At 67.3% G+C, this 23,558-nt stretch carries 12 protein-coding genes; 8 read left to right on the forward strand and 4 right to left on the reverse strand.

Annotated features, from left to right (window positions below; genetic code table 11):
- On the reverse strand, nucleotides 1-184 hold a 184-nt coding region (locus tag LWF15_RS15150), incomplete at its 3' end, for a hypothetical protein (protein ID WP_232811454.1).
- Between the two features lie 1,039 nt (nucleotides 185-1,223).
- Here LWF15_RS15150 and LWF15_RS15155 point away from each other — a divergent pair.
- The 6 genes from LWF15_RS15155 to LWF15_RS15180 all read left to right on the forward strand — a co-directional run bounded on the left by LWF15_RS15155 (nucleotide 1,224) and on the right by LWF15_RS15180 (nucleotide 8,110).
- Nucleotides 1,224-2,963, forward strand: coding sequence for a hypothetical protein (locus tag LWF15_RS15155; RefSeq protein WP_232811455.1), 1,740 nt, complete (start codon nucleotides 1,224-1,226; stop codon nucleotides 2,961-2,963).
- Nucleotides 2,960-3,730, forward strand: coding sequence for an RNA polymerase sigma factor SigM (gene sigM, locus LWF15_RS15160; protein ID WP_232811456.1), 771 nt, complete (start codon nucleotides 2,960-2,962; stop codon nucleotides 3,728-3,730). Before LWF15_RS15155 ends, sigM begins: the two co-directional genes overlap by 4 nt.
- The gene (locus LWF15_RS15165; RefSeq protein WP_232811457.1) at nucleotides 3,727-5,268 is read left to right on the forward strand and encodes a cupin domain-containing protein; all 1,542 of its coding nucleotides are present in this window, start codon (nucleotides 3,727-3,729) and stop codon (nucleotides 5,266-5,268) included. Before sigM ends, LWF15_RS15165 begins: the two co-directional genes overlap by 4 nt.
- A gap of 115 nt (nucleotides 5,269-5,383) precedes the next feature.
- Nucleotides 5,384-6,406 carry a thioredoxin-disulfide reductase gene (trxB, locus tag LWF15_RS15170; protein WP_232811458.1) on the forward strand — a complete coding sequence of 341 codons (1,023 nt, stop codon included), beginning with the start codon at nucleotides 5,384-5,386 and terminating at the stop codon, nucleotides 6,404-6,406.
- Nucleotides 6,407-6,550: 144 nt separating this feature from the next.
- Nucleotides 6,551-6,886 (forward strand): thioredoxin, encoded by a 336-nt coding sequence (gene trxA / locus LWF15_RS15175; protein WP_232811459.1) that lies wholly within the window; start codon nucleotides 6,551-6,553, stop codon nucleotides 6,884-6,886.
- A 15-nt stretch (nucleotides 6,887-6,901) separates the two neighbouring features.
- On the forward strand, nucleotides 6,902-8,110 hold the full coding sequence (locus tag LWF15_RS15180) for an N-acetylmuramoyl-L-alanine amidase (RefSeq protein WP_232811460.1): 1,209 nt from the start codon (nucleotides 6,902-6,904) through the stop codon (nucleotides 8,108-8,110).
- 86 nt (nucleotides 8,111-8,196) lie between these two features.
- Here the strand turns inward: LWF15_RS15180 and LWF15_RS15185 are convergent, their stop codons facing one another.
- A complete protein-coding gene (locus tag LWF15_RS15185) occupies nucleotides 8,197-8,859 on the reverse strand; it encodes a GNAT family N-acetyltransferase (protein ID WP_232811461.1) in 663 nt (220 codons plus the stop codon).
- 249 nt (nucleotides 8,860-9,108) lie between these two features.
- Here LWF15_RS15185 and LWF15_RS15190 point away from each other — a divergent pair, with 249 nt between their 5' ends.
- Together LWF15_RS15190 and LWF15_RS15195 are read left to right on the forward strand one after the other, a co-directional pair.
- Nucleotides 9,109-10,443: an aminotransferase-like domain-containing protein gene (locus LWF15_RS15190; protein ID WP_232811462.1), complete on the forward strand. Its 1,335-nt coding sequence runs from the start codon at nucleotides 9,109-9,111 to the stop codon at nucleotides 10,441-10,443.
- A 55-nt stretch (nucleotides 10,444-10,498) separates the two neighbouring features.
- Nucleotides 10,499-11,440, forward strand: a complete 942-nt coding sequence (locus LWF15_RS15195) for a D-alanine--D-alanine ligase family protein (RefSeq protein WP_269810227.1) — start codon at nucleotides 10,499-10,501, stop codon at nucleotides 11,438-11,440.
- Nucleotides 11,441-11,505: 65 nt separating this feature from the next.
- Here LWF15_RS15195 and LWF15_RS15200 read toward each other — a convergent pair whose 3' ends face one another.
- Complete coding sequence (locus LWF15_RS15200) at nucleotides 11,506-12,669, reverse strand: ParB/RepB/Spo0J family partition protein (protein ID WP_232811464.1); 1,164 nt, start codon at nucleotides 12,667-12,669, stop codon at nucleotides 11,506-11,508.
- Between the two features lie 283 nt (nucleotides 12,670-12,952).
- A complete protein-coding gene (locus LWF15_RS15205; protein ID WP_332879907.1) occupies nucleotides 12,953-14,074 on the reverse strand; it encodes a ParA family protein in 1,122 nt (373 codons plus the stop codon).
- Between the last annotated feature and the right edge of the window lie 9,484 nt (nucleotides 14,075-23,558).

Raw genomic sequence — 23,558 nt, forward strand, 5'->3', positions numbered from 1 at the left:
GCCCCACGGCGTGGCCCACCGGCGCCAGCACGCATCGCCCGGTTCCCGCCGAAGACGTCACCCGCCCCAGCCAGACCCGTCCCGATGTGCAGGCCCGGCCGGCCCGGCCGTCGGCACCGGCGGCTGGGCAGGACCGCGCTCCCCGGCGCACGGCCTCGCTGTTCCCCACCCCCAGCGTGGCCATCACGGGCTCCATGCCACTGCCGCCCCGGGTCAAGAGCAGTAAGCGCACCGACGCACTGTTCGGTGGCGAGGGCTCCGCGGAGCAGTCGGCCGCACCCCAGCCTCAGCCTGCACCCCAGCCTCGGCCCACGCAGCAGCCCCAGGGCCGTTCCCAGTCGAGTCAGTCGCCGCAAGGCGGCTATCCGAGCCGGTCGTCGTCCAGCCCCTTGCAGCCCGCCCCCACCCCCCAGCGATTCCAGGGGCAGGGGCGCGGTGAAGCTCTCGCCCCGAACCGGCAGTCGGATCAGCGGGCAGCCCCGCCCCTGATGGCCGCGCCGCTGCGCCCCCAGCGTCCGGTGAGCAATCCGGCCACCGGCGCCAGGCCGCTGCAGCCCGGCCTGGGGCAGCCCGAGGCCACGTCGTCCGCGCCGCAGCCGCAGCCGCAGCCGACCCAGGCTTACGGGAACGAGTCGCCGCCGAGTCCCCCCGGGGCGGAGGAGGCGCAACAGAGCTGGGCCGAGCAGACCTGGGGCCGGTTGAACGAGCCTCTGCCCGATCACGCCCAGACGGCCTGGCCGGAACAGGATCAGGTCCGGTCGGCCCCGGCCCCGGCCCCGGCCAGCCAGCCCCAGCCGGGTCAGCACCAACCGGGTCAGCACCAGTCTGGCCAGCACCAGCCTGGCCAGCCCGAGGTCCACTACCCCCAGTCTGGTAGCCCTCAGCTGGGCCAGCCCCAGCCGGGGCAATCCTGGTTGCACCAGCCCCAGCCAGTTGAACCCGGGTTGCACCAGCCCCAGCCGGGTCAGCCCGGGTTGCCGCAGCCTGGGCAGCACCAGCCTGGTCAACCCGAGTCGGGTCGGCCCCAACAGGGTCGCCCCCAGCCCAGTCGTCTTCGGGCCACTCAGCCGCGCGGGCCCGAAACCCGGAACCGCCCAGAGCCTCAGAACCGGCCTCAGCAAGGAAGCCGGCCCGAGGGCGCAGGCCGGCCAGGCTCCGACGGTCGGCCCGCGCGCCGCACCGCCTCGCTGTTCCCCACCCCCAGCGTGGCCATGACCGGTTCGATGCCCCTACCTCCCCTGGGCAAGAACCGTCGCCGCACCGAAGCTCTCTTCGGTGACATCAGCCCCGCGGTCGACACCCAGGCCATTCCCGTGCCGCTGCAGGCCCTCGAGCAGGCCAAGAAGGCTGCTCAGCCGCGCTCTGCCGGGCAGCCGGGTCACTCCTCGCAGCCGGGTGGTCCTCAGCAGTCGGGTCGAGCGGCTCAGCCGGCCCAGTTCGCCCAGCCCCCGCGCACCCGCCCGGCGGCAAACCCGCTGGACAGTGGTCCGATCGCCACGGCCGCAGCAGCCCGCACCGCAGCCGGGATGCGGGCCGGCCGACCGGCTTCGCGGCCGATCGGAGACCCCGCCCCACAGGCACCGGGTCATCCGGGCGCAGACTTCGGCCAAGGCCCTGCCCAGGGCCAGTGGCCTGGGCAGGGCGCCGGGTCCGGCCCGGGGCAAGGGCAGAACCCGGGCTCGGCGTTCGGTACAGGTTCTAGCTCGGGCACCGGCTTCGGTCAGGGCCAGAACACCGCCGCGAGCTTCGGGCAAGGCCAGAACACCGCCGCCGGTTTCGGCCCGGACCAGGACGCCGCTGCCGGCTTCGCCCAAGGTCAGGGCGAGACGGCCGGCTACGGCCGGGGCGGCCAGGGTTACGGCGAAGACACCACCCGAGACTTCGGCCAGAGCGCCGGCCAGGGCTTCGGCTCAGACCGCAACCAGCGCTTCGGCCCGGCTCTGGGTTACGGCCCGGGCCAGGCCGAGTCGAATTCCCCGTCGCCCGAACGGATTCCCACGGCCCGGCCGGTGGTCCCGGGTGCCCCACCGTCACTGTTCGCATCACCCAGCTCATCCGCCGGCGACGCGCCCGGTGGTGAACTGGCGTCCCCGCACGAGGCGGGACAGCATGCCGGGATGGGTTCCGAGCGCGCTGCCGGTCCTGGTCGTCACCGTGGCCCCGCCGAGGGCCGCGCCTCGGCCGCCGCGAACTCGCGGCTGCCCTGGGAAGAGGGCTGGTCGCCCAATCCGCACTCGGTGGGCCCGCCCTCGGCCCTGGAGTCCAGCGGGCCGTTCTCCATCGTCATCCCGCCCGAGGCCCCGCCGAAGGACCAGTCGCGCAAGGTGCTGGTCGGCGTCCTGATCGTGTTCGCCGTCCTGCTCCTGGTCGCCGCCTGGTCGCTGCGAGGCCTGTTCACCGGCTCCGACGACAGCGCGGCCGGTCCGCGGGAGCAGGGTCCGGTGCTCACCACCGCCCCGATCGCCAGCAAGACCCAGGAAGAGGCGGCCCAGACCGAGGCCCCGGTCGCTCCGAGCCCCACCGAGGAGCCCGTGGTCGTCGAGATCGAGGCGGTCACCGCCATCGATCCGCTCGGCGACGGTGACGAGCGCTCGGCCGGCGCGGCCCGCGCGGTGGACGGCGACGAGGACACCTTCTGGGAGTCCGAGCGGTACCAGAGCGCAGCTTTCGGGGGGCTGAAGAAAGGCCTGGGGCTGGCGATCGAGTTGAGGCGTACTACGGCGGTAAGCTCCGCAGAGATCGATGTCGCCGGAACCGGCGGGCGCGTTCAGCTGCGCACCGCCGACGAGCCAGAGTTCGAGGGTTCGACCTCAATCGGTTCGGGGTCGTTCGAGAACGGCACGGTCACCGTCGACGCCAAGGAAGACGCCGACGCCGGGAAGTACGTCATTTTGTGGTTCACCGAGCTCCCGGCAGTGGAGAGCGGGTACCGGATGGAAGTCTCCGAGGTGCGACTGACGTGAGTGACGACGGTGAGGTCGACGACCGTCGTCTGATCGCCGCCCACCTCACCGGCGACCCGGACGCGTTCTCGGTGATCGTCCGCCGGCACGCCGACCGCCTGTGGGCCGTCGCCCTGCGTACCACCGGCGATCCCGAAGAGGCGGCCGACGCGGTGCAGGACGCGATGGTGTCGGCCCTGCGGTACGCCGACCACTACCGCGGCGACGCGGCGGTGAGCACCTGGCTGCACCGCATCGTGGTGAACGCCTCCCTCGACCGACTGCGCCGGCGGGCGGCCCGGCCGAGCGTGCCGCTCGGCGAGCGCGATGTGGTGGCCGGCGCCGACGCTCATGCCGCCACGGTGGCCCGCCTCGACGTGCGCAGCGCCCTGGCCAAGCTGCCCGAGGCCCAGCGCGTGGCCCTGGTCCTGGTCGACCTGGAAGACATCCCGGTGGCCGAGGCCGCCCAGATGCTCGGTGTGGCGGAAGGCACGGTGAAGTCCCGGTGCTCGCGGGCCCGGGTCGCGCTGGCCCAGTTGCTCCGTGGCGCAGGTTCCGGCCAGGCCGCCCCGCAGAACGCTCCCGCCGCAGGTCAGGCCCGTGACCGCCGGGCCGGTCGAGCCGGTACGGCGGCGCCCGGTTTCATCGGTGAGGCGCGACCGAGCCCCTACCGGAACGACCCGTACGACGCAGAGCCGGACCATCCGGCGGGGAACCACAGAGGCAGCGGCCGCGTCACATCGGAGGAGCCCCCCCGAGGACACAGCCGAGCAGGAGAAGGTTGGTGAGCATGCCCGCCCACCCGGAAGACGAGCTCCTGGCCGACCTTGCCGCCGACGTTCTGCCGGTCGACGCTGCCCGCCAGGTCGAGGCCCACGTGCTCACCTGCGCGCGGTGCTCCCAGGTGCTGTCCGACGCCGAGAGCGTGCGCACTCTGCTGCGTCAGGCACCCCGCGAGGCGATGCCGCCGCAGGTCATGGCCCGGCTCGAGCAGGCCTTCGCCGCCGCCCGGCAGGGCCAGGAACCCCAGCCCATGCCCCGCGCCCAGTCTCCGCAGGCCGCTCAACCGCCGCAGGCGGCACCGGCACCGCAGGCAGCGACCGGCCCTCTCCGACGAGGCACCCGCGCCGGCCAGACCGGCCCCCAGCCCCAGGGCTTCCACCCCAGCGGTCCGCAGCCCCAGAGCCTCCGCCCGACCGGCCCGCTGCCTCAGGGCCAGCGCCCTACCGGCGCACACCCCCAAAGCGCGCATCCCCAGCATCCCCAGCATCCCCAAGGTGCGAACCCGACCGGCCCCACCCCTCAGGGCCCGCGCGCCACCGGCCCGGTCCCCCAGGACCCGCGCCAGACCCCGCAGCAACCGGTGCAGCCCACGCAGAAGAAACCCCAGCGGCCGGCCGAACTCGACCAGGGCGCTCAGGCGGCATCCAACACATCGTCCTACCGCGTGCGTTCGTTCAAGCGCCAAGAGAACGAGACGGCTTACCCCGCCGAGAGCCCCACTGCACTCCACCCAGCCGTACGCGAAGACGCACCCGACCCGGAACTGACGCAACCCGTCCGCAAACGCCGTCGCGCCGTCGCCCCGCCGTCCGACAACACCTCCTCGATCACCCAGGTGATGCGCCCGGTCCGGGACAAGGGCCCGGCCAAGCTCACCCGGATGGACTCGACCCAGGCCATCCGCGTGCGCCGGCAGGCCCTGGAGGAACAGAAGGCCGACGAGCCGTCGCGCTGGCCCCGGATCTCCCCGCAGATCGCGGCGGCGGTGGTGCTGGTCATGGCTCTGGCCGGCGGCGTGGTCACCTGGCAGATCCGCGGCGGTGGCAGCGGGGCCGACGAGATGTCCTCCGGTGCCGCGAGCGCCTCCGACTCACAGGCCGGCCCGGTGCTGGCCTCGGTGCTGGAGACCGGCACGAAGTACCAGAAGGCCGAACTCGGCTCCCAGGTCGGCCAACTCGTGCAGAAGCGCAACCAGCCGCTCCTCGACGACCCGGCCGAATCGTCCTCTGGTGAAAGTGGTGACCAGACTCTCAGTGCGCAGGAGGACGGCTCCGCGAGCCCTGCGCAGGAGTCGGGCGCGCCGCAGAGCGCTCCCCAGGGCAACCAGATACTGAAGGACCCGGCGGCCCTGCAGGCCTGCCTCAAGGCGATCGACCGGGCCGACTCCCAGCCGGTCGCCGTCGACCTGGCCACCTACAACGGCCAGGAGGCCGCGCTCATCGTGCTGCCGGGTACCAGCGGCGGGTACGACGTGTGGATCGTGGCCAGAACCTGTCAACCTGGTGCCGACGGCACCATCGACGTCGTCGAGGTGGACTCGTGAGGCCCCACTGACCTGGTGCTTCCCGGGGCACCGGCGGGCGGGTGGGACAGGGAACACCACGACCGCCCACGCGGTTGCACAGCATCAGGCACTAGGCACTGGACTTGGAGAAGACGTGAGCGACGTCAGGAACGTCATTATCATCGGTTCGGGACCGGCGGGTTACACCGCGGCTCTCTACGCGGCCCGCGCGAGCCTGAACCCCCTGGTCTTCGAGGGTTCGGTGACTTCCGGCGGCGCTCTGATGAACACCACCGAGGTGGAGAACTTCCCCGGTTTCCCGGACGGGATCCAGGGTCCCGAGCTGATGGACAAGCTCCGCAGCCAGGCCGAGAAGTTCGGCGCCGAGCTGATCCCCGACGACGTCACCGAGCTGCACGCCACCGGTGACATCAAGGAGGTCAAGCTCCACGACGGCACCACCTACCGGGCCAAGTCGGTGATCCTGGCCACCGGTTCCGCCTACCGCGAGCTCGGCCTGCCGAAGGAGAAGGCGCTCTCCGGCCACGGTGTCAGCTGGTGTGCCACCTGTGACGGCTTCTTCTTCCGCGAGCAGGACATCGCCGTGGTCGGCGGGGGCGACTCCGCCCTGGAGGAGGCCACCTTCCTCACCCGCTTCGCCCGCTCGGTCACTGTCGTGCACCGCCGCGACTCGCTGCGCGCCTCCAAGATCATGCAGGAGCGGGCGACGGCCAACCCGAAGATCCGCTGGGCCTGGAACAGCGAGGTCGTGGACATCCACGGCGACGCGAAGGTCTCCGGCATCCGGCTGCGCGACACCGTCACCGGTGAGGAGCGCGACCTGGAGATCACCGGCCTGTTCGTGGCGATCGGCCACGACCCGCGCACCGAGCTGATCAAGGGCCAGCTGGAGCTGGACGACGCCGGCTACATCAGGACCGAGGGCCGCTCCTCGCGCACCAGCGTGCCCGGCGTGTTCGCCTGCGGCGACGTCGTCGACCACGAGTACCAGCAGGCCATCACCGCCGCGGCCTCCGGCACCACCGCCGCGATCGACGCGGAGCGCTTCCTGGCCGCAGTGGACGACGTCACCTCCGGCCTGGGTGAGGGCACGGTGGCCAGTGCGGCCGCAGAGCGCGCCGAGACCGTCGCGAACTGGAGTTCCGTGGTCCACTGAAGTACCTGGTCGGGCCCGCAACTCGCGGCCCCGACCTGCCCGCCGTGACCCTCCAGGTCCGGCATCATCGTCCGGGCCCCGGTCTCCCACCTGGTCCCGGTACGTCTGAAATCGCTTTACGCCCGCCACTTTCGAGGAGAACCGATGGCTGACACGACGAACGCACCCAAGGCCGTCACGGACGAGACGTTCGATGCCGAGGTGCTGAAGTCCGACAAGCCCGTGCTGGTCGACTTCTGGGCGCCGTGGTGCGGCCCGTGCCTGCAGGTGGCGCCGGTGCTGGCCGAGATCGCCGCCGCGCACGACGAGATCACCGTGGTGAAGGTGAACACCGACGAGAACCCCAAGGTGGCCTCGTCGTACGGCATCACCTCGATCCCGACGCTGAACGTCTACCAGAACGGGGAACTGGTGAAGTCGATCATCGGCGCCAAGCCGAAGCCGATCCTGCTCCGTGAGCTGGCGGACTACCTGAACTGATCCGACTTCACGATGGTGAGCACTTCCCCCCGCCATCAGGCGTCTGTCCCGGATCTGCCCACGCTGATGGGTAGGTCCGGGGCTGGGCGGCCGCTCCGCCTGGGTGACGACGACGAACTGGTTCCGGTCCTGCGGGCGCTCCTGGTCCGCGCCGGTGCACTGCTGCCTGGCGTGGTGGCGCAGCCACCGGCCCAGGAGACGCGGTTCGATCAGCCGCTCGACGCGGCTGTGCGCGGTTTCCAGCAGGACCGTGGGCTGGTCACCGATGGGGTGGTCGGCCCGCAGACTGCACTCGCGCTCGACGGCGCCCGCTGGCGTCTGGGCGACCGCACGCTGCTGCTGACGGCTGGTCACTGGATGCGTGGAGACGATGTCTCTGCGCTGCAAGAACGCATGGTCGTCCTCGGTCTGCACGCTGGGCCGGTAGACGGCATCTTCGGGCCAGCCACCGAGTCGTCGCTGCGAGAGCTGCAGCGGGGGCTTGGGCTGCCCGCTGACGGTATCTGTGGCCGTCCTACGTTCACGGCTCTGGGCGCCCTGGGACGTTCGGTCTCCGGGGGCGACGCCTGGGCGCTGCGCTCGCGTGGTTCCGTTGCCATGGCCGGCGTCAGCCTGGCCGGCAAAACGGTGGTGCTCGACCCGGGCTCCGACCATACGCCGGGCGCCGGCGGGGTCACCGAGGCCTCAGTGGCGTACGACGTGGCGCTGCGCCTGGCCGACCGGCTCTCCGCCGTGGGTGCGCGGGTCCGGCTGACCCACAACCCCGACCAGGACGTCAGCACCGAGGACAGGGTGGCCCTGGCCGAGTCGGAGAGCGCGGATCTGGTGATCAACCTGATCACCGAGCGCCATCACAATCCGGTCGCCTCCGGTGTGGCCACCTACTACTGGGGTGGCGGCCGGGTCGGGCAGCACTCGGAGGTCGGACAGCGCCTGGCCCAGCTGATGCAGCGCGAGATCGTCGCCCGTACGACGTTGCTCGACTGCCACAGCCATCCGTGCTCGTACGACCCGGTGCGGCTGACCCGGATGCCGGCCGTGATCCTGGCGCTGGGCTATCTGACCAACCCGGAAGACGCGGCTCACCTGGGCGATGCCGACTTCCGGTCCCAGGTCGCCGAGGCCATCCTGTTCGCCGTGCAGAGGCTCTACCTCGCCGAGAACGACGCTGAGACGGGAACCCTGAAGCTCAGCGACGTGCAGGCGTTCGCCCGGCAGCGCTGATCCGGCATGCAGAAGCCCCCACCCACACGGGTGGGGGCTTCGCGCTGGGGGCTCACAGACGTCTTTAGTTTAAGGACGTTCGTGAGCTAGGGAGCGATGCTCGTCCCGGAGAGCGCGGGGAGACGCACTGTTCCGAGAATCTGCTCCAGGGCCAGTTCGACGTCTTCCCGCCAGGAGATCGCCGTCTTGAGTTCGAGCCGCAGCCGTGGGAACCGCTGGTGCTGACGTACGGTCTTGAACCCCACAGCGGTGAGCAGATCGGCCGGTACGAGGCAGGACGCCTTCTCCTTGTCCTCGTCGTTGGGGTCAGCCGTCATCCCTCCCCCTGCGGTGAGGCCGAACGCCTCCAGCGCGCGCACCCCGCGCCGGCTCAGATCCTTGGCCGTAGCCTGCACCAGCATGCGCGCCAGGCCCGCGCCGGCGAACTGCGGGAGGACCCGCGCCGTCATCAGCAGTACCGCGTCACCACTCACCGGGGACGTAGGGAACTCCAGCGCTCTGGGCACCAGGGCCGGCGGGGCGTACATGACGAAACCGGCGGGCTCGTCGTCGACGTAGGCGACCCGCCCGCACGACCCCCACTCCAGCAACGTCCGGGAGACCCAGGCCTCCTTCTCGAAACCCGTGTCCCCCGCCTGGCCGGCCTGCTTCGCCGCCAGCGGATCGAGTTCCCAGGTGACACAACGCCGGCACGTACTCGGAAGGTCCGAGAGATTGTCCAGCGTGAGCGGTGCGAGCCTCCGGCTCATCCAATGGCTCCTGCGGCGGTGATCGGATCTGATGCGGGCAAGGGTGTCGGCGGCAGTGGCTTCGGCGGCAATGTCGTCATCGGAGTCTGTTTGTCGGCGCACAACGCGCGAACCACGAGATCACCGACCGGAAAAGATCGTAGGCCCGGTGGGCGTACCACGTGAATACGTCATGCAGTTACTTCTTGGTTACAGAAAGTTACCCCATAGACATCCCGGGACCTACCTGATGGTCTTACACGTCTGACGATGTCGCGAGCGGTGAAGGTGATCATGCAGATGGGCGAAGGCAATGTGGGCTCCCGGCTCGACCAGTGGCTGGGGTCGTACGCAGCCCGCACCCGGGGGATGACTGCGTCCGAGATCCGAGCTCTCTTCGCAGTCGCCAGTCGCCCCGAGGTCGTCTCCCTGGCCGGGGGTATGCCGAACCTGGCCGCGCTGCCGATGGACGTGGTGGGCCGCTCCCTCGCCGCCCTGGTCAGCCAGAACGGCCCGGTGGCCCTGCAGTACGGCTCCGGGCAGGGCGATCCGGAACTGCGCCGCCGCATCCTCGACGTGATGGCCCCGAACCGGGTCAGCGCGCACCCCGACGACATCGTCGTGACCACCGGCTCCCAGCAGGCCCTCGACCTGGTCACCCGCATCTTCGTGGACCCGGGCGACGTGGTGGTCGCCGAAGCTCCCAGCTACGTCGGCGCTCTCGGGGTGTTCCGCTCGTACCAGGCCGACGTGGTGCACGTGCCGATGGACGCCGAAGGCCTCATCCCGCAGGCCCTGCTCGACACCCTGGTGTCGCTCAAGCGCGCCGGCCGCCGGGTCAAGCTGCTGTACACGGTTCCCAACCACCACAACCCCGGGGGCGTCTCCCTCTCCGCCGCCCGCCGTCCTCAGATTCTCGAGATCGCCCGCCGGTTCGGCGTTCTCATCCTTGAGGACGACCCCTACGGTCTGCTCGGCTTCGACGGGGACCCACTTCCCGCGCTGCACTCGCTCGACCCCGAGGGCGTCATCTACTTGGGCTCGTTCTCCAAGACCTTCGCCCCCGGCTTCCGCGTCGGCTGGGCCGTGGCTCCGCACGCCGTACGCGAGAAGCTGGTGCTGGCCAGCGAATCCTCCATCCTGTGCCCGAGTTCGTTCAGCCAGATGGCAGTTTCCGCCTACCTGGCCGAGCACGACTGGAAGCACCAGGTGGGCGTGTTCCGCGAGATGTACCGCGAACGCCGCGACGCGATGCTGCAGGCGCTGAACGACATGATGCCCACCTCGAGCTGGACCAACCCCCAGGGCGGCTTCTACGTCTGGGTGAAGGTTCCCGAGGGTCTGGACACGAAAGCCATGCTCCCCCGCGCGGTCACGGCCCGGGTCGCCTACGTGCCGGGCACTGCCTTCTACGCCGACGCCCAGGGGCGCGACCACATGCGTCTGTCCTACTGTTATCCCTCCCCCGAACGCATTCGCGAGGGGGTACGGCGGCTGGCCGCAGTCATCGACGAGGAGCTAGAGGTGCAGACAACTTTCGGCCCTGCACCGCGTTCGGCCGCTCCGGGCAGCAATGTGCAAACGGCCGGCCCCGACCTCACCTGACCCCTGCTGATCCACGCATGATTCGCCCCGCACGGGGCTGGAGGTTTGAAAGCTGATGTTGTCGCCGCGGGTTCTGATCCTTGCGGGTGGTCTCTCGCACGAACGAGAGGTGTCGCTCCGGTCAGGGCGCCGGGTCGCCGAGTCGTTGCGGGAGAGCGGGTGCGAGGTCACCGTCACGGACGTCGACGACCAGTTGCTCGACACCCTCCGCTCCGGGCAGGTCGACGTGGTGTGGCCGCTGCTGCACGGGGTCAGTGGCGAGGACGGCGCGGTGCGGGACGTGCTGGAACTGGTGGGCGTGCCCTACGTAGGGTCCGACCCGGCTGCCTGTCGGCTCTCGTGGGACAAGTCCGTGGCCAAAGGCATTGTGCAGGAGGCCAAGATTGCGACGCCCCGGTTCGTCGCCCTACCCCACGGCATCTTCCGTGAGCTCGGCGCGAACCGCGTATTGAACTCGATCGTGGACAAGCTGGGTCTGCCGCTCGTGGTCAAACCCGCCCGTGGCGGCTCGGCGCTGGGAGCTTCAGCGGTGCGCGAGGCAACGGCTCTGCCCCGCGCCATGGTCGACTGCTTCGCCTACGGAGACGTGGCGATGGTCGAGCAGCGCATCACTGGGGTCGAAGTCGCCGTTACGGTGCTCGACACGGGGACGGGACCGGTCGCTCTCCCCCCGGTAGAGATCGTGCCCGACTCCGGCTTCTACGACTACGACGCCCGCTACATCGCCGGCGCCACCGAGTTCTTCTGCCCAGCCCGTCTTCCCGATGCTGCGTTGGAGGCGGTGAAGGCGGCCGCGCTCACGGCCCACAAGGCGTTCGGTCTACGGCACGTGTCCCGCACCGATCTGATCGTCGACGAGTCCGGCGAACCCTGGTTCCTCGAGGTCAACGTGGCACCGGGGATGACCGAGACCTCACTGCTGCCACTGTCGATCGAGGCGGCCGGCCTGTCGGCCCCCTCGATGTATCGGCAGCTGGTCGAAAGGGCACTGGTCTAGAGCCCTTTCAAGCAAAGGACGCCTGTCAGCGGTTGGGCTGACAGGCGTCCTTTGTCGGTTCGGGCCTATTCGTCGTTCTGGAACGCCTTGCGCAGCTCCGGGGCCAGGATGTCGAGGATCCGGTTGAGATCCTCCACGCTGGCGAACTCGACGCTCAGCTTGCCCTTCGCCCGGCCCAGCGCGATGTTGACCCGGGTGTCGAGCCGGTCAGCCAGACGCCCGGCCAGATCGTCCAGCTCGGCGTTGCGGCCGCCGGCCCGCGGCTTACGCCGAGCGCTGGTGCTGGGCGAGTCGCTGGGATCGCTGACCGCGACGGCCTCTTCGGTGGCACGCACCGACATGCCCTCGTTGACGATCCGCTGCGCCAGGGCGTCCATCGCATCGGCGTTCTCGAGACCCAGCAGGGCCCGGGCGTGACCGGCCGAAAGAACGCCTGCGGCCACCCGCCGCTGTACCTGCGGCGGCAGGCGCAACAGACGGATGGTGTTGCTGATCTGGGGACGCGAGCGACCGATGCGCGTGGCCAGGACTTCGTGCGTGCAGCCGAAGTCGTCGAGGAGCTGCTGGTAGGCGGCGGCCTCCTCGAGCGGGTTCAGCTCGCTGCGGTGCAGGTTCTCCAGCAGCGCATCGCGCAGCATGTCGTCATCGTTGGTGTCCCGGACGATGGCCGGAATGTGCTCGAGGCCGGCCTCCTTGCTCGCCCGCCAGCGCCGCTCACCCATGATGAGCTCGTAGGTCGCGTCACCGGCAGAACCACCACCGGGTACCGAGCGGACCACGATGGGCTGGAGTACACCGATCTCCTTGACAGAGTGCACCAGCTCGGCCATGGCTTCTTCGTCGAACGCGGTGCGCGGCTGGCGCGAGTTCGGCACGATGGCGCCGACCGGCAGCTCAGTGAAGTACGCCCCAGGTACGGGAACCAGCTCCGGGCCTGCGGGCCGGGCATCCGCCTTGGGCTCGGGGGTGCTGGTCTGGTCTGCCTTCTCGTTCGACTGACTGTCCGGCGTGGCTGCGTCGGCCGGCGTCTGGGCCTTGGCCTCGCTCGCCTTGGTGTCTGTCTTGGCGTCGACCTTGGTGTCAGCCTTGGCCTCGGCCGGCGCGTCACCGTCTTGACGGTCGTTGAAGAAGACGCCGTCCACCGGCCGGTCACCGGCGGGTCGGGCGGCCGGAGGCGGTGGGATCAGCGCTCCGAGGCCCCGCCCCAAGCCCCTTCGCTTGTCGCTCACACCTGCTCCTCGTCAGTACGCATGGTCTTTCCGCTCTGCCACGTGCTTGCGCCGGTTGGCCTAGTCGATCCCCGTTTTACGGCTTATGGTGCGCTGGCCCACACACGGGATCACCCATGTGGCGCAGCTTCTACATCCCGCTCGGCGGGTGAGCGCCGCAGCTGTAACCCCCAGCGTGCGACCAGGGCGGCTACCGTCTCGTTCTCGTCCGAACGTGCCAGCGGCCACCCCCGTCGTTGTCACTACCGGTCGATGGTGCCCGTCGCCTTGTCGGCAGGTGCCATCAAGATCGTCCCCCCGCACTGCCGCGTTCGCTCTCGTCCAGAACCTGTTCGGCCAGCTCCCGAGCCGCCTCCAGGTAGGAGAGCGCACCGCTGGAAGCCGGGTCGTACGTCATCACCGTCTGCCCGTGGCTGGGCGCCTCGGAGATCCGCACCGAACGCGGCACCGTCGTCCTGAGTACCTCGGTGGTGAAGTGTGCCCGAACCTCGTCGGCAACCTGCGACGACAGGCGGGTACGCCCGTCGTACATCGTGAGCAGAATCGTCGAGACGTGCAGCTTCGGGTTGAGGTGGCCCTTGATCAGGTCCACGTTGCGCAGCAGCTGGGACAGGCCCTCCAGTGCGTAGTACTCGCACTGGATCGGGATGAGCACCTCCTGCGCGGCCACGAAGGCGTTGACCGTGAGCAGCCCCAGGCTGGGCGGGCAGTCGATCAGGATGTAGTCGAGCCGGCCCGGCCCGGCCTCCTGCTCCTCGAGGTAGGTGGCGACCGCCTTCTGCAGACGCGACTCGCGGGCGACCAGCGAGACCAGCTCGATCTCGGCACCGGCCAGGTCGATCGTGGCCGGCGCGCACCAGAGGTTGTCGACGTCGGGGCACTTCTGCACGACGTCCTTCAGCGGCATGCCATCGACCAGCACGTCGTAGATGCTGGGGACCTCGGCGTGGTGATCGATACCGAGGGCGGTGGACGCATTGCCCTGCGGGTCGTTGTCGAGCACCAGCACGCGCAGACCGGCCTGGGCGAGGGCCGCAGCCAGGTTGACCGTCGTGGTGGTCTTCCCGACGCCGCCCTTCTGGTTGGACACCGTCAGCACCCGGGTCTCTTTCGGACGCGGGAACCGCCGGCCGGCCAGGGCGATGCGCCGACGAGTGTCCTCAGCAACCTCGAGCGCCAGGGGCGTGGAATCGTCCAGCAACGAGATCGATTCGACCAGCGGCTGACTGCCCGTGGTGGGCGGAGCCGTCGGTGCCGTGGTCGCCGCAGCATCCCGGGCCTCGACCGGACGCTGGACCGGCTGCCGGAATCCCGGCGTCGGCTCAACGCCCAGCCAGGGGCGGGTGACGGACATCGAGTATCCGGCCTCGGTGTCCGAAGTGCTGGGCTCGTTGCTCGCTGACATCCGAACCTCTGCAGATGGTTGGTGAGCCGGAGCTTCTGCCCCGGCCCGGCTGCCGTGGAACTCGGCGCTGGCGTGCTGCTGCTGGCGATCAGTGGCCGGCGTGCTTCCGTGCCGCTCAGCCGGGTTCATATCGATCAGAGAGCCATTCTCACTATGGGCCCGGCTCACATACGCCGCAACGATCTTGTCGATGTCTGGCGTGACGATCTGCTGGCCCGGAATTCCAATGGGTGTACCTCCCTGATCGTATCCCTCCGGGGGGAAAACTCCGCCTCCTGTGTTGAACCGATCCACGGGAGGCGGCGGGAGATCGTCACTTTCTCGGAGGTCCACAACGGTCTGTGGTGGGGAGATTGCCGGGGGTGCTTCTTCGCTTGTGGTTGGGGGGATGTGGTGGATCACCTGCAGGGACGGATCGGACGGGGCGGTTCCGGCTGAGGCAGGATGCTCGAGCTCCTGTGCGTCTAAGGCAGGGCTGTCATTCTCAAGCCCGACCGCAGAACTAGCTCCACCGTCTCGGGCTCCGGCCAAGCTTGCGGTGTTGGTGGTTACAGCCGGCCGGTCGCTCACGGCGACTGTGGGCTGGGCTGACCAGGTCGGCTCGACCGGTTCGGTCACCGCTCTTTGAACCAGAGCCCGCCGCTCTTCGTTGACTGACGCTGCGGTTCGCGCCCTGAAGGCACCGCCACCTTTATGGCGAGCAGGGGTCGGCTGGGGCGCCTCTACCGCGGACTCCTCGTCAGTCTTCGACAGCTCCACTTCCGGGCTGGCCGGGGCTGCCTTCGCGGCCGCTGCCTGTTCCACGGCTCCCGAGCGCGATGTTTCACGGGAAACCTTTGCGGGTTTGCGCTCACTCCTCGGCCATCCCAGGCCGTTGGCCATTCGCTTCAGTGCTGTCGAGGGCCAGCCCAAGTCGCTCACCAACGTCCTCTCCTTGACCACTCGAAGTCGTCATCTCGCGCTCCATCGGCCCGGGCCTTGGTTCTCCACAGCCCGCCCGTTCTTTGAGTGGGTGTGGATAACTTCTTGGGCCGTTAACGGCTGTGGAACGAACTCATCCGGGCTGGTCAAAGCCCGAATCGGAGTCCTGCTGCCTAGTCCGTGGTTAGAGACTTTCCCCAAGTTGTCCACAGGTGGACAGTGCATAGGTTGTGGATTACTCGGGCGCGCCCAGCGATGGATGGCACCTGCGTAGGCACGTGCTTACTCACCGCTGGTAGTGGAGTAAGTCAATCACGTCACCATCACATTGCTCACGAAGTAGCGGGGAAAAGTACCCGCGCGTCATGGGGCCTGCCTCATGGCGCGGTGGCGATGGCGCTGTTTCACGTGAATCAGCGGCAGACTTTGCCGGCTTGGGCTCAACTTGATCTGTCGCCATCCCCCACCCGAGTCGTGGCGAGGCGTGGGCTGACGCGCGTCGCGAGCCTGGCCCTAGGCCCTCTCGCCGTGCTGCCGTCACCTACATCTCGACCGGACCGCCTCGGATACGGTCGCGCGTTACCCACGCGAAGACGCTTGCGCTGCTTATCTCTGGCCCCTTCGAAGCGGCCGATTGACCGTCCGCAGACCCGGCCCCTCTCGGCCAATTACCTGTGACTGGCCTAAGCCGTTGCCAGCGCAGCGCCCAGGTCGACTCACTGCAGGCCCAGCCATAGGCCAAGGCACGATCGCCAAGCCGGGTGCCGCACCACAAAGGATCCATCCTTCGCAGGCAGATGACACGGCAGCGGCGCAAGATTGCGCTCGCTACTCCTGGCCCCTTCCCATGGCTGGCCAGGCAGGCAAGGGAAACCCAGCGGCGGGCCAGCGGCGCTGCGCATGTCTTCAGTGCCTATGCCTCACTGAGCTGTTAGCCCGGCTCAACTATACAGGACCAGGCGACACCGGCCGCGATCTCCTGCCACTCAAGACCACTGAAGGCACTGACGTATTTCGGGGCCCCAACCAGACATCGATCGCACAGGGCAGCCCGCACCGCCACCTCCTCGACGCTGCTGCCCTATCGCGTGCGGCAGCACGACTCATCCACTTTTGCCACTGCCGCTAGCCCTACCCGACCGCGCGCCTCTTGGGAGGGTCCCATCGCTAGCTTTCGCCCGCGCTGATGGTTTCGCCGAACCACACGCGCCCACCTACTGCCCATCACCTACTGCGCTCGACCTACCTGCCCATTACCAACCGCGCTCCACCCACCTGCCCACCTGCCCAAGGCTGCCTCCCCGACTTCCCGTCCTGTGCCCCTAGACGCGCGATCTTCACCTCGCGCTTCTACTTCATCCTTTGTCTTCTGCCTCATCCTTGTCTTCGCTCCCGCCCCCAGCCCTCCCCCGTTTCCGTTCCGCCTAGCTCTCCGTGCTCCGTTTCCGTGCTCCGTCCCCGTGCTCCGTCGGCGTGCTCCGTCGGCGAGCTCCGCCACCGAGCTCCGAAGCGTTTACCCCATTGAGCAATCTCTTGAGCGCACCCAAGGATGCAGCCACCCGAGCGAGCTAGCCGGCCTGCTCTATGTCTGGCAGCGCACGACGCAACTTCGCCGAGAACACTCAGACCCATGAGAAAGCCGGGGCTGCATATAACCCACGGGTCGCCGCCGATGTATGGCAAGAGGTCGGCACGAGCGATCCAGCCCATCGCCACTTTCAGCCTCTGACTCCTTGCGCCATTTCACGCGGCTTAGCCAGACATGGGGCGTCGCCGATCGCGTCTCGGCCGCCATGCACCGGCATCTTCAACATCGCTCAGGCCTGCCTGGCCGAACTTATTCAGTGCGCGCGGCAACGGCTTCCCGATGAAGCTTGTCTACTTAGCCAGCCGCGGATATCTCGGCACCTTCACTTTGCAGCGTCTCGACCCGGGCAGGCGGCTCATGGCGAAACGGCCGGCCGCAGCCACTTGCCAGAACAGCTATCTCCGTCTTGAGCGTCCTTTAGGCGGTCCTAGCTAGCTCTGCCACAACCAAGGGGCGGTCGCGACTGACTGCTCTTAGGTGCCGCCTCACTCAGTGGCAGCCGGAATGCTGATGGCCACAGTCGGACGACGCCGCAAGCTTCGAGCGCCCGTTCTCCGCGTAAGCCAAAGCACTGGGCTTCATGCCAAGCATTGTTCGTCTATTCAACGGGCGCTCGGCATTGCCAGGAGGGCTCGACTGACGGAGGCCCATTGGCAATGCAGGAGCCGCACTGAGGCATCGGAATACTGCATTTGATCTAGAAGCAAGCGGATCGTCATGCTCGAGATCAGGCCAACCAGTGGAGGTCGTGCCTTGGTCAGCCGAGGGCCTGGCATGAGCATCCCCCGAGACCGACGTCTAGGGCGGCGTACAGATTCATGGAACAAGAGAGATCCCCAGGCTGCAGCACCCATGCGGTCCTCCTCGTCGGCGGCCGCTGCGCGCATCGAGCTCCCCGCCTGCTGAGCGTCTCCCCTTTCTGCGCCCCGAGATCGGTAAGGCCAGCAATGACCGTGGACGTTAACGGATGTCCACGTCGTGGCGGCCAAGGCAGCTTCACGGTTGGCCTTCCGATCGCCACTTCCGTTTAGCCGCAGTCCCCGGAACCTGGCTCGCGCCCTCAGCCAGGCTGCGGACGTGTCAGAGTCTGCTCATCTTGGAAGGGAGATGGCAGGCCGCCAGTCATGCGGTCAACTTTCACCGCGTCATTCCTCGACCTCGGCCTTGTGCCAGTCGACAAGGCTGATCGCTGCATGCTGAGCCTCAATCTCAGTCAACGCCGGCCTCCGTCAGTTCGCTCAACACCTGGCTGGGCCTGCGCTCGTGAATGGGGTGCGCCCTGTGTACTCCTCCGTCCAACCGCCGACCACCGGTGGGTCAGCATCAGCCAGGCGGTCGGTTCGACAACACTCATCCTCCGCCGGCCAGCAGCCGCCATGCCCGTCACCGTCAAGGTTGCGGCCCGTTCGAGAAATGGCCCGGCTTGTAGGGCACATGCCCCCACGCAACAACGACGCCAAAAACCCACGCCGCCCTCGTTCCATGCTCCTCGCCGTTCACCTCCATCGCGCCGAATCCAGAAGCAGCCGGTTCAAAGAGGCACGTCGCCAGAACATGAGGAGGTGCCTTGGGCACCTGCACCCCCAGGCACCTACCTAGGTTGGTAAGACTGATCCGCTCACCTTCGCAAGCGCTTAACTGCTCGTCGTGCGATCCGTGCTCGCCTCTGCCAAGCCCGCCCCTGTACCGATCGCCTCACCTCTGGATCCTGCCCGTTGCCCTGATTCAGGATCTCGGCAAAGCCCCTTCAAGTTCACTTGACCGGTGGCAGCTTCAAGAGACAGGCCGCTTCGTGCTGGTGGTTCGCGCAATCCGCCGGCGCCGCGGGCCCCGTCCAACGAAGCTTCCGCATCAAGCTGCTTCTTCCGTCGAAGGTCATCTGCGTCAGTAGCGCCATAGGGCTTGGCTGCCGCAATTCTTTCGACGGCCTCCTCTGACCGAGGCGCTGGCTCCGACCGTCACTTCCGGCTGTGACGCTCGAATGGCCAAGCCGGACGACGCCTCAGCGGGGTACCGAATCGTTGGATACGTACCGGTGTCCTTCCTCCCCCGCCGAATTAGCCTCGCAGGTGCAGCGCCCATGCTCGGTAGGCGCTCGGTCCCGGCCCGACTTACTGATCCAAGGGGCAGTCCGTCGCAGCTACCAGGTCCGTTGGGTCACCCGCGAAGTTGCATAATTCGCTGCCCCATACGCTGAAAATGGGATCCCAGTCCGCTAGGCGTAGGGAAGGCCCTGAGCCGCTCCCGTCCCATAGGTCGGGGATAAGTGCTCCTGCCGAACGTCAGCAATTGCGCCCACGTGCACACCGAACTCCCCCATAGTCAGCATGCACCGGTGACTGTTCCGAACTGGTTAACGACTTTCCCCAACCACGATCCACAGGTGTGCACATCCGCGCATCGACCGTCGGCGCAGGTAGGGCCGCCTGATAGTGAATGGATCGGTTGCCGGTTGGAGCATCGCGACAGGCCGTTGCTTCGAGTCGCGCTTGGACGCACGACAAGTCATTCGTAGACCAAGGGGCTGGGACCTAGCGCCTAACGCATACGCCGGCATCGTCCGCCCCGGGAAGCGTGAGCTAATAGCTGGGCCCATCCCGCCCAGCGTCTTACTCAATGCGCTCGAGGCGCGCGCAGCAACGTGCCAACCCGCGCGGCAGGCCTAGGGCGGCTTACCCGCGCGGCGGGCTCAGGTCGAAATTGTTCGCTGAGGCCTTCGAGGCTCGCGGGGCCGTATTCACTTAACCGATGACCTCACCTGTGCCGACCTCTGACCAGCCCGGTCATGTGTCGCGATGAGGCTGGACCCCAGGCTCGACCGGCTTGTCTGCACACCCTCGCATGCTTATGAGTTGAGGCGTTGTCGATCCATTCTTAGGTCCCCAACTGCCCCAAGGCCGGCCGATCATGTCGAGACGAGCCCGCTCGTTCCACGTGAAACCCCATCTCAAATTCGGTGCCGCACCACACAGGTGCGGTGAGGACGGCAGCATCGACATGATGGTCCCGCAGTGCTCCAGGACTGCCGGAGCAGTTAGGGGGTCGCCGCCCCAGGGCGAGGCCCAAGGTTCGACGCTCTTGCGCCTTGCCTCCAAGGCTGCCTTTGCAAGCTCGTATGACTAAGTGCGCCCGAGTCGTGGTGCTGGCTGGCACCTACGGGCTGGCACCTATGCCCCTGCCTGCCCCCGCCCCGTGATGCATCACTGTCTAGGCGGTCAGCGGTCGCGGTCCCTTACGAGGTCCGCCAGCCAGCATTGCTGTGTGCTTTTTCCGGGCCACACTTACGGGGGCCAGGAATGAGATCTTGCGTAACCGCGACGGCCTTCCTGCGCCCGCCGGCACGGTCACGCCCCAGAGCGCTTGGATGACTGAGCTCGCCCGGTAGGTGAACTGCGGAAGACCATGCTGGGCCTCGTCTGCTGAAGGACTTAGGTCGATGGTTGCTCCAGATCCGATTGCTACCTGTTGCGAATCACCGCCCAAATACGAACTCATGAATCCACCTCGAGCGAGAGCCCCCCTTCAGGCGCGCCCCGCCGCCGTCGGAACCGCCTCGAGGAAGGAGCCCAGCTCAACAATCAATCTGGGTCTTGGTGCCGGTCATACGTCCTGAGCTCCCTCCCCGATCGAGCAAGTCGCCGCGCAGGGACCTAGTGCCCGGCCATGATGCCCCCGTCGTGCGCTGCCTTTGGCCATGGGCGCGGTCGTCAAAGTCTCGAGGACTGAGAAAGTAACTCGTCTACAGGCGCCGTCCGCGGATGACCTCCGTGCGTGGCGCGCTTGAAGCTACCTATCGGGCCTAACGGAAGAGGTCCCCTACCCGACGTTCGGAGCAGGTGACTCAGTTCCACGTGGAACCGCCCCACCTTGCTGGCCTTACTGTCATCGGGGAGCAACTCTGGCTGGAATGATGTCTCGCGCCTAGGCCGGCCTATCGCACAGCGATTTACCGGGCGTCTACTAGTCCGCTCGTACGAGGTGAGCCGTGGGTTCATCCATGGGCCGGGAGAACATGACCGTTCTGGTAAGCAGGAGAGGATGGCCGAACTGCAGGCGTCAATCTTCCCTCCCCTTGGCGTGGGCCCACCGCCTCCATGCATTCATCGAGCCGTATCGCGCATGCCGACGATCCTGACTCTGACGTGCCCCTGGAATCGTCGACGTCCGCCGGACGATGGCTCCGGCCGCCCGCGGCAGGCCCGTCGCAACACAGAGGCGGGCACCGATGGATCACTATCTCGAGCCCCTGGGTAGGCCGAAACATCGGCACTTACGGGAGAGCAACAATGTACGGGAAGGCTTCAGCGAAGTAGCGGTATTCGTGTTCTGGGACAGTGACGCATAGCTGGCGGCTTGGTACCGAAGACCTCGCTGGGATGCGTACCCAGCCAACGCAGCCGAACCAACAACGCGGTGCCGCCGCCCGTCGGCACTTACCTGTTCCACGTGAAACGGGTACGTAGCCCACGCTGCTGGTCGCGGCTACGTTCGCGATTTCATGGCTCGAACCTGGAGGCCTGCCGTCGCTCACATCCGCCAGGACGGCGGACCGACAACTGGAAAGCCACCTGTGCCCCGGGCTCAAACCGCAATCAATCCCAGAGTAGTTGGACCCACCTCGAGGGCGTCGATCGGCCGACCGCTCTTCAGTAAAAGTCACCGGACGGGCACTGCCGAAACCTGCCGGAGGTGGGTGCCACCTGGTCGTCCAAGTTCGGCAACTCGCTCATTGAACGTTGATCGTTCATAGTCCAGTCAAGAACCCAACGGGAGGTACAGCTCGTTAGCCTTGCGAATTGGTGGTGTGAAACACGACCGCTGGCTGCAATGGAGCCCATCACTTCAACGGCCGGCCAGCGAGTTAATCCACCTGCACGGCAGCAGTCGCTTGCTCGCGATTTACCGAGGCTGTGGGTGGCGGCCCTCATGGCTACCTCGTTGTGCAGCTCAAACGCCTTCCTATGCGCGGACGGATACACCACGGGCAGCGGGACGACCGCAGGCCCCTTTGCTCCCGGCCGGGTTTGGGCCTCGCAGAGCCCTGAGCTCGGGTCGCGAGAATCTTTGGCCGCATGGCCCGCGTCGGGGCTTCATCAACTCGTCTGTACGAAAGCGTTCGAGTGGTGATACTTCAGTGCCGCTCAGACAGGATGCTCATTGCGTTCGCTGTTGGACGCTAAGTTCCTCAGCCAAAGTTGAGCTTGAGCTGGCCATGGGGTCTGATGCTCTTCCCCACCGGCAAGAACCTAATCGCGATCCTCTGCATAGATCTGTTCGCCAGCATCCCGGGCGGCGGGATCGCCGAGGTCAGGTGCGGGAAGACTATCGATGGACGGACAGCTTCAGCCCTGACTACACGCGTAGTTCATCTTCAGACTCCTCTACCTGAACGTCCTCACTCCGTGGCCATTCAAATTGAGCACGGCCGGCAGCCCTCAAGGAAGGACGTGCGACTGCCGGTGCCGACGAGGCCTCTGGGCAGGCGACCCCGGAGCCGGCATCCGCCGGTCACGTAGAACTGCTGCCCCATCGACCACACGTTGGCGATTGTCATTCGGCCGAGGCCGGTTCGCTCACACTGATCGCCAGCCTTCGGAGCCCATTGGACGCATGTGTGCCAGCTACCGAACTGACCGCCACTTGCTCGTTCTGATGGCATGAGTCAGCTTGCCAATCGTGGGGCTGGAACGGGTCTGCACTGTGTGTGAGTTGTTACCGCACGACACACGTCGTCATAGACACGCCTTCTCATTGGACCGGGCGTGTTAGCGATCGGCTGGTTCACAGCACAGAAGATCCAAGTCGGTGCAGGTCACTGCTCCTCCCCTCCGTCCCGCGACTGCCTTTGGGGCAATCGCTCGGCGGCAGCATGTCTGTCGCTTGAGGGGGTAGACGCAGTGCCTGTTCACCAGCTCGTCGAACTTTCCAAAGATTGCCGCGCGTCTTCCACACGGTGCGTCTTGCCTGTGGATACACGCGACAGGGCGCCCTCGATCTCAGTTTGACCTGCAGGTTGTCGCTCACACCCCTGTGGATAGTCCTGGGGATAACTGGTGTTAGTAACCACCAGCCGTAGCTAAGTCCTGGCGACGCGCTTAAGGGGCTCACGACCGCAGGTTGCCTTCAGACCGATACGGCTTTCCGACTCGGTCTGACCCAACCTCGTGCGACAGGATCACGTGGCAACTGGCCACCATGCTCTTGTCATGGGGGCGTCGCAGCTAAGACCCATGCTGCGGCTGGCCGGCTCTGTCCGCGATCATCCGGGACTAGGCGACGACAGCTAAGAGCCATACGGATGACGGTCCCGCTATCGGGCTGAGCCATAGTCGCGGGTTGTCTCATGCCACAGACCCGTAGGCCGCATCCACTGAAATGCTCGAGGCCAGGTTGCCCGGGCGTCAGGCGCACTGACGCAAGAGCGCTGCCTAGGCATTCAGAACTAGGCAACTTCAAGATCGACCAAGGGCCTTGCTGTCCCGCGGCGGGTAGGGACAAGGCGATGACTCCTGGAAGGCGGTCTACCGCAATACTCTGGTGAGCTCGGGCCGGCCGACCCACGGTGCAAGGATCTGAGCTCAAACATGGTCATTTAAATGCCGCGTCGTTCCAGATGCTCACTGCGGGTCTTGCTGGCGCTCGTTTCTTTTCGACCGCAGTCAGGGGGCGACTGGGTGCGAAACTGAGCGCCAGTGGGCTGACCGTGAGCCTTGAAAGCCGCTGAACGTTCATGGCCAGCGGGCCGGAAGCCAGTTCCTCCCTTGCCATCCTTCCCAGGCGAACGTTGGCCTTGAGAGCCTAAGCCCGATACGCGCTGCCCAAGATCGCGTCCCTGTCGGGTTCTGGCCGGCCGCCAGGAACCGAGCCCATAGGTGCTGGCCAGACCATCTTGCTGCTCAAGCGTTGAGGGCCGGATTCACGAGTACAGGCTTCTGACTCCGACCAGACGAGCGCTAGCCATGTCGTCGTTTCACG

The organism is Kineosporia rhizophila (genome assembly GCF_021277265.1).
Lineage (GTDB): Bacteria > Actinomycetota > Actinomycetes > Actinomycetales > Kineosporiaceae > Kineosporia > Kineosporia rhizophila.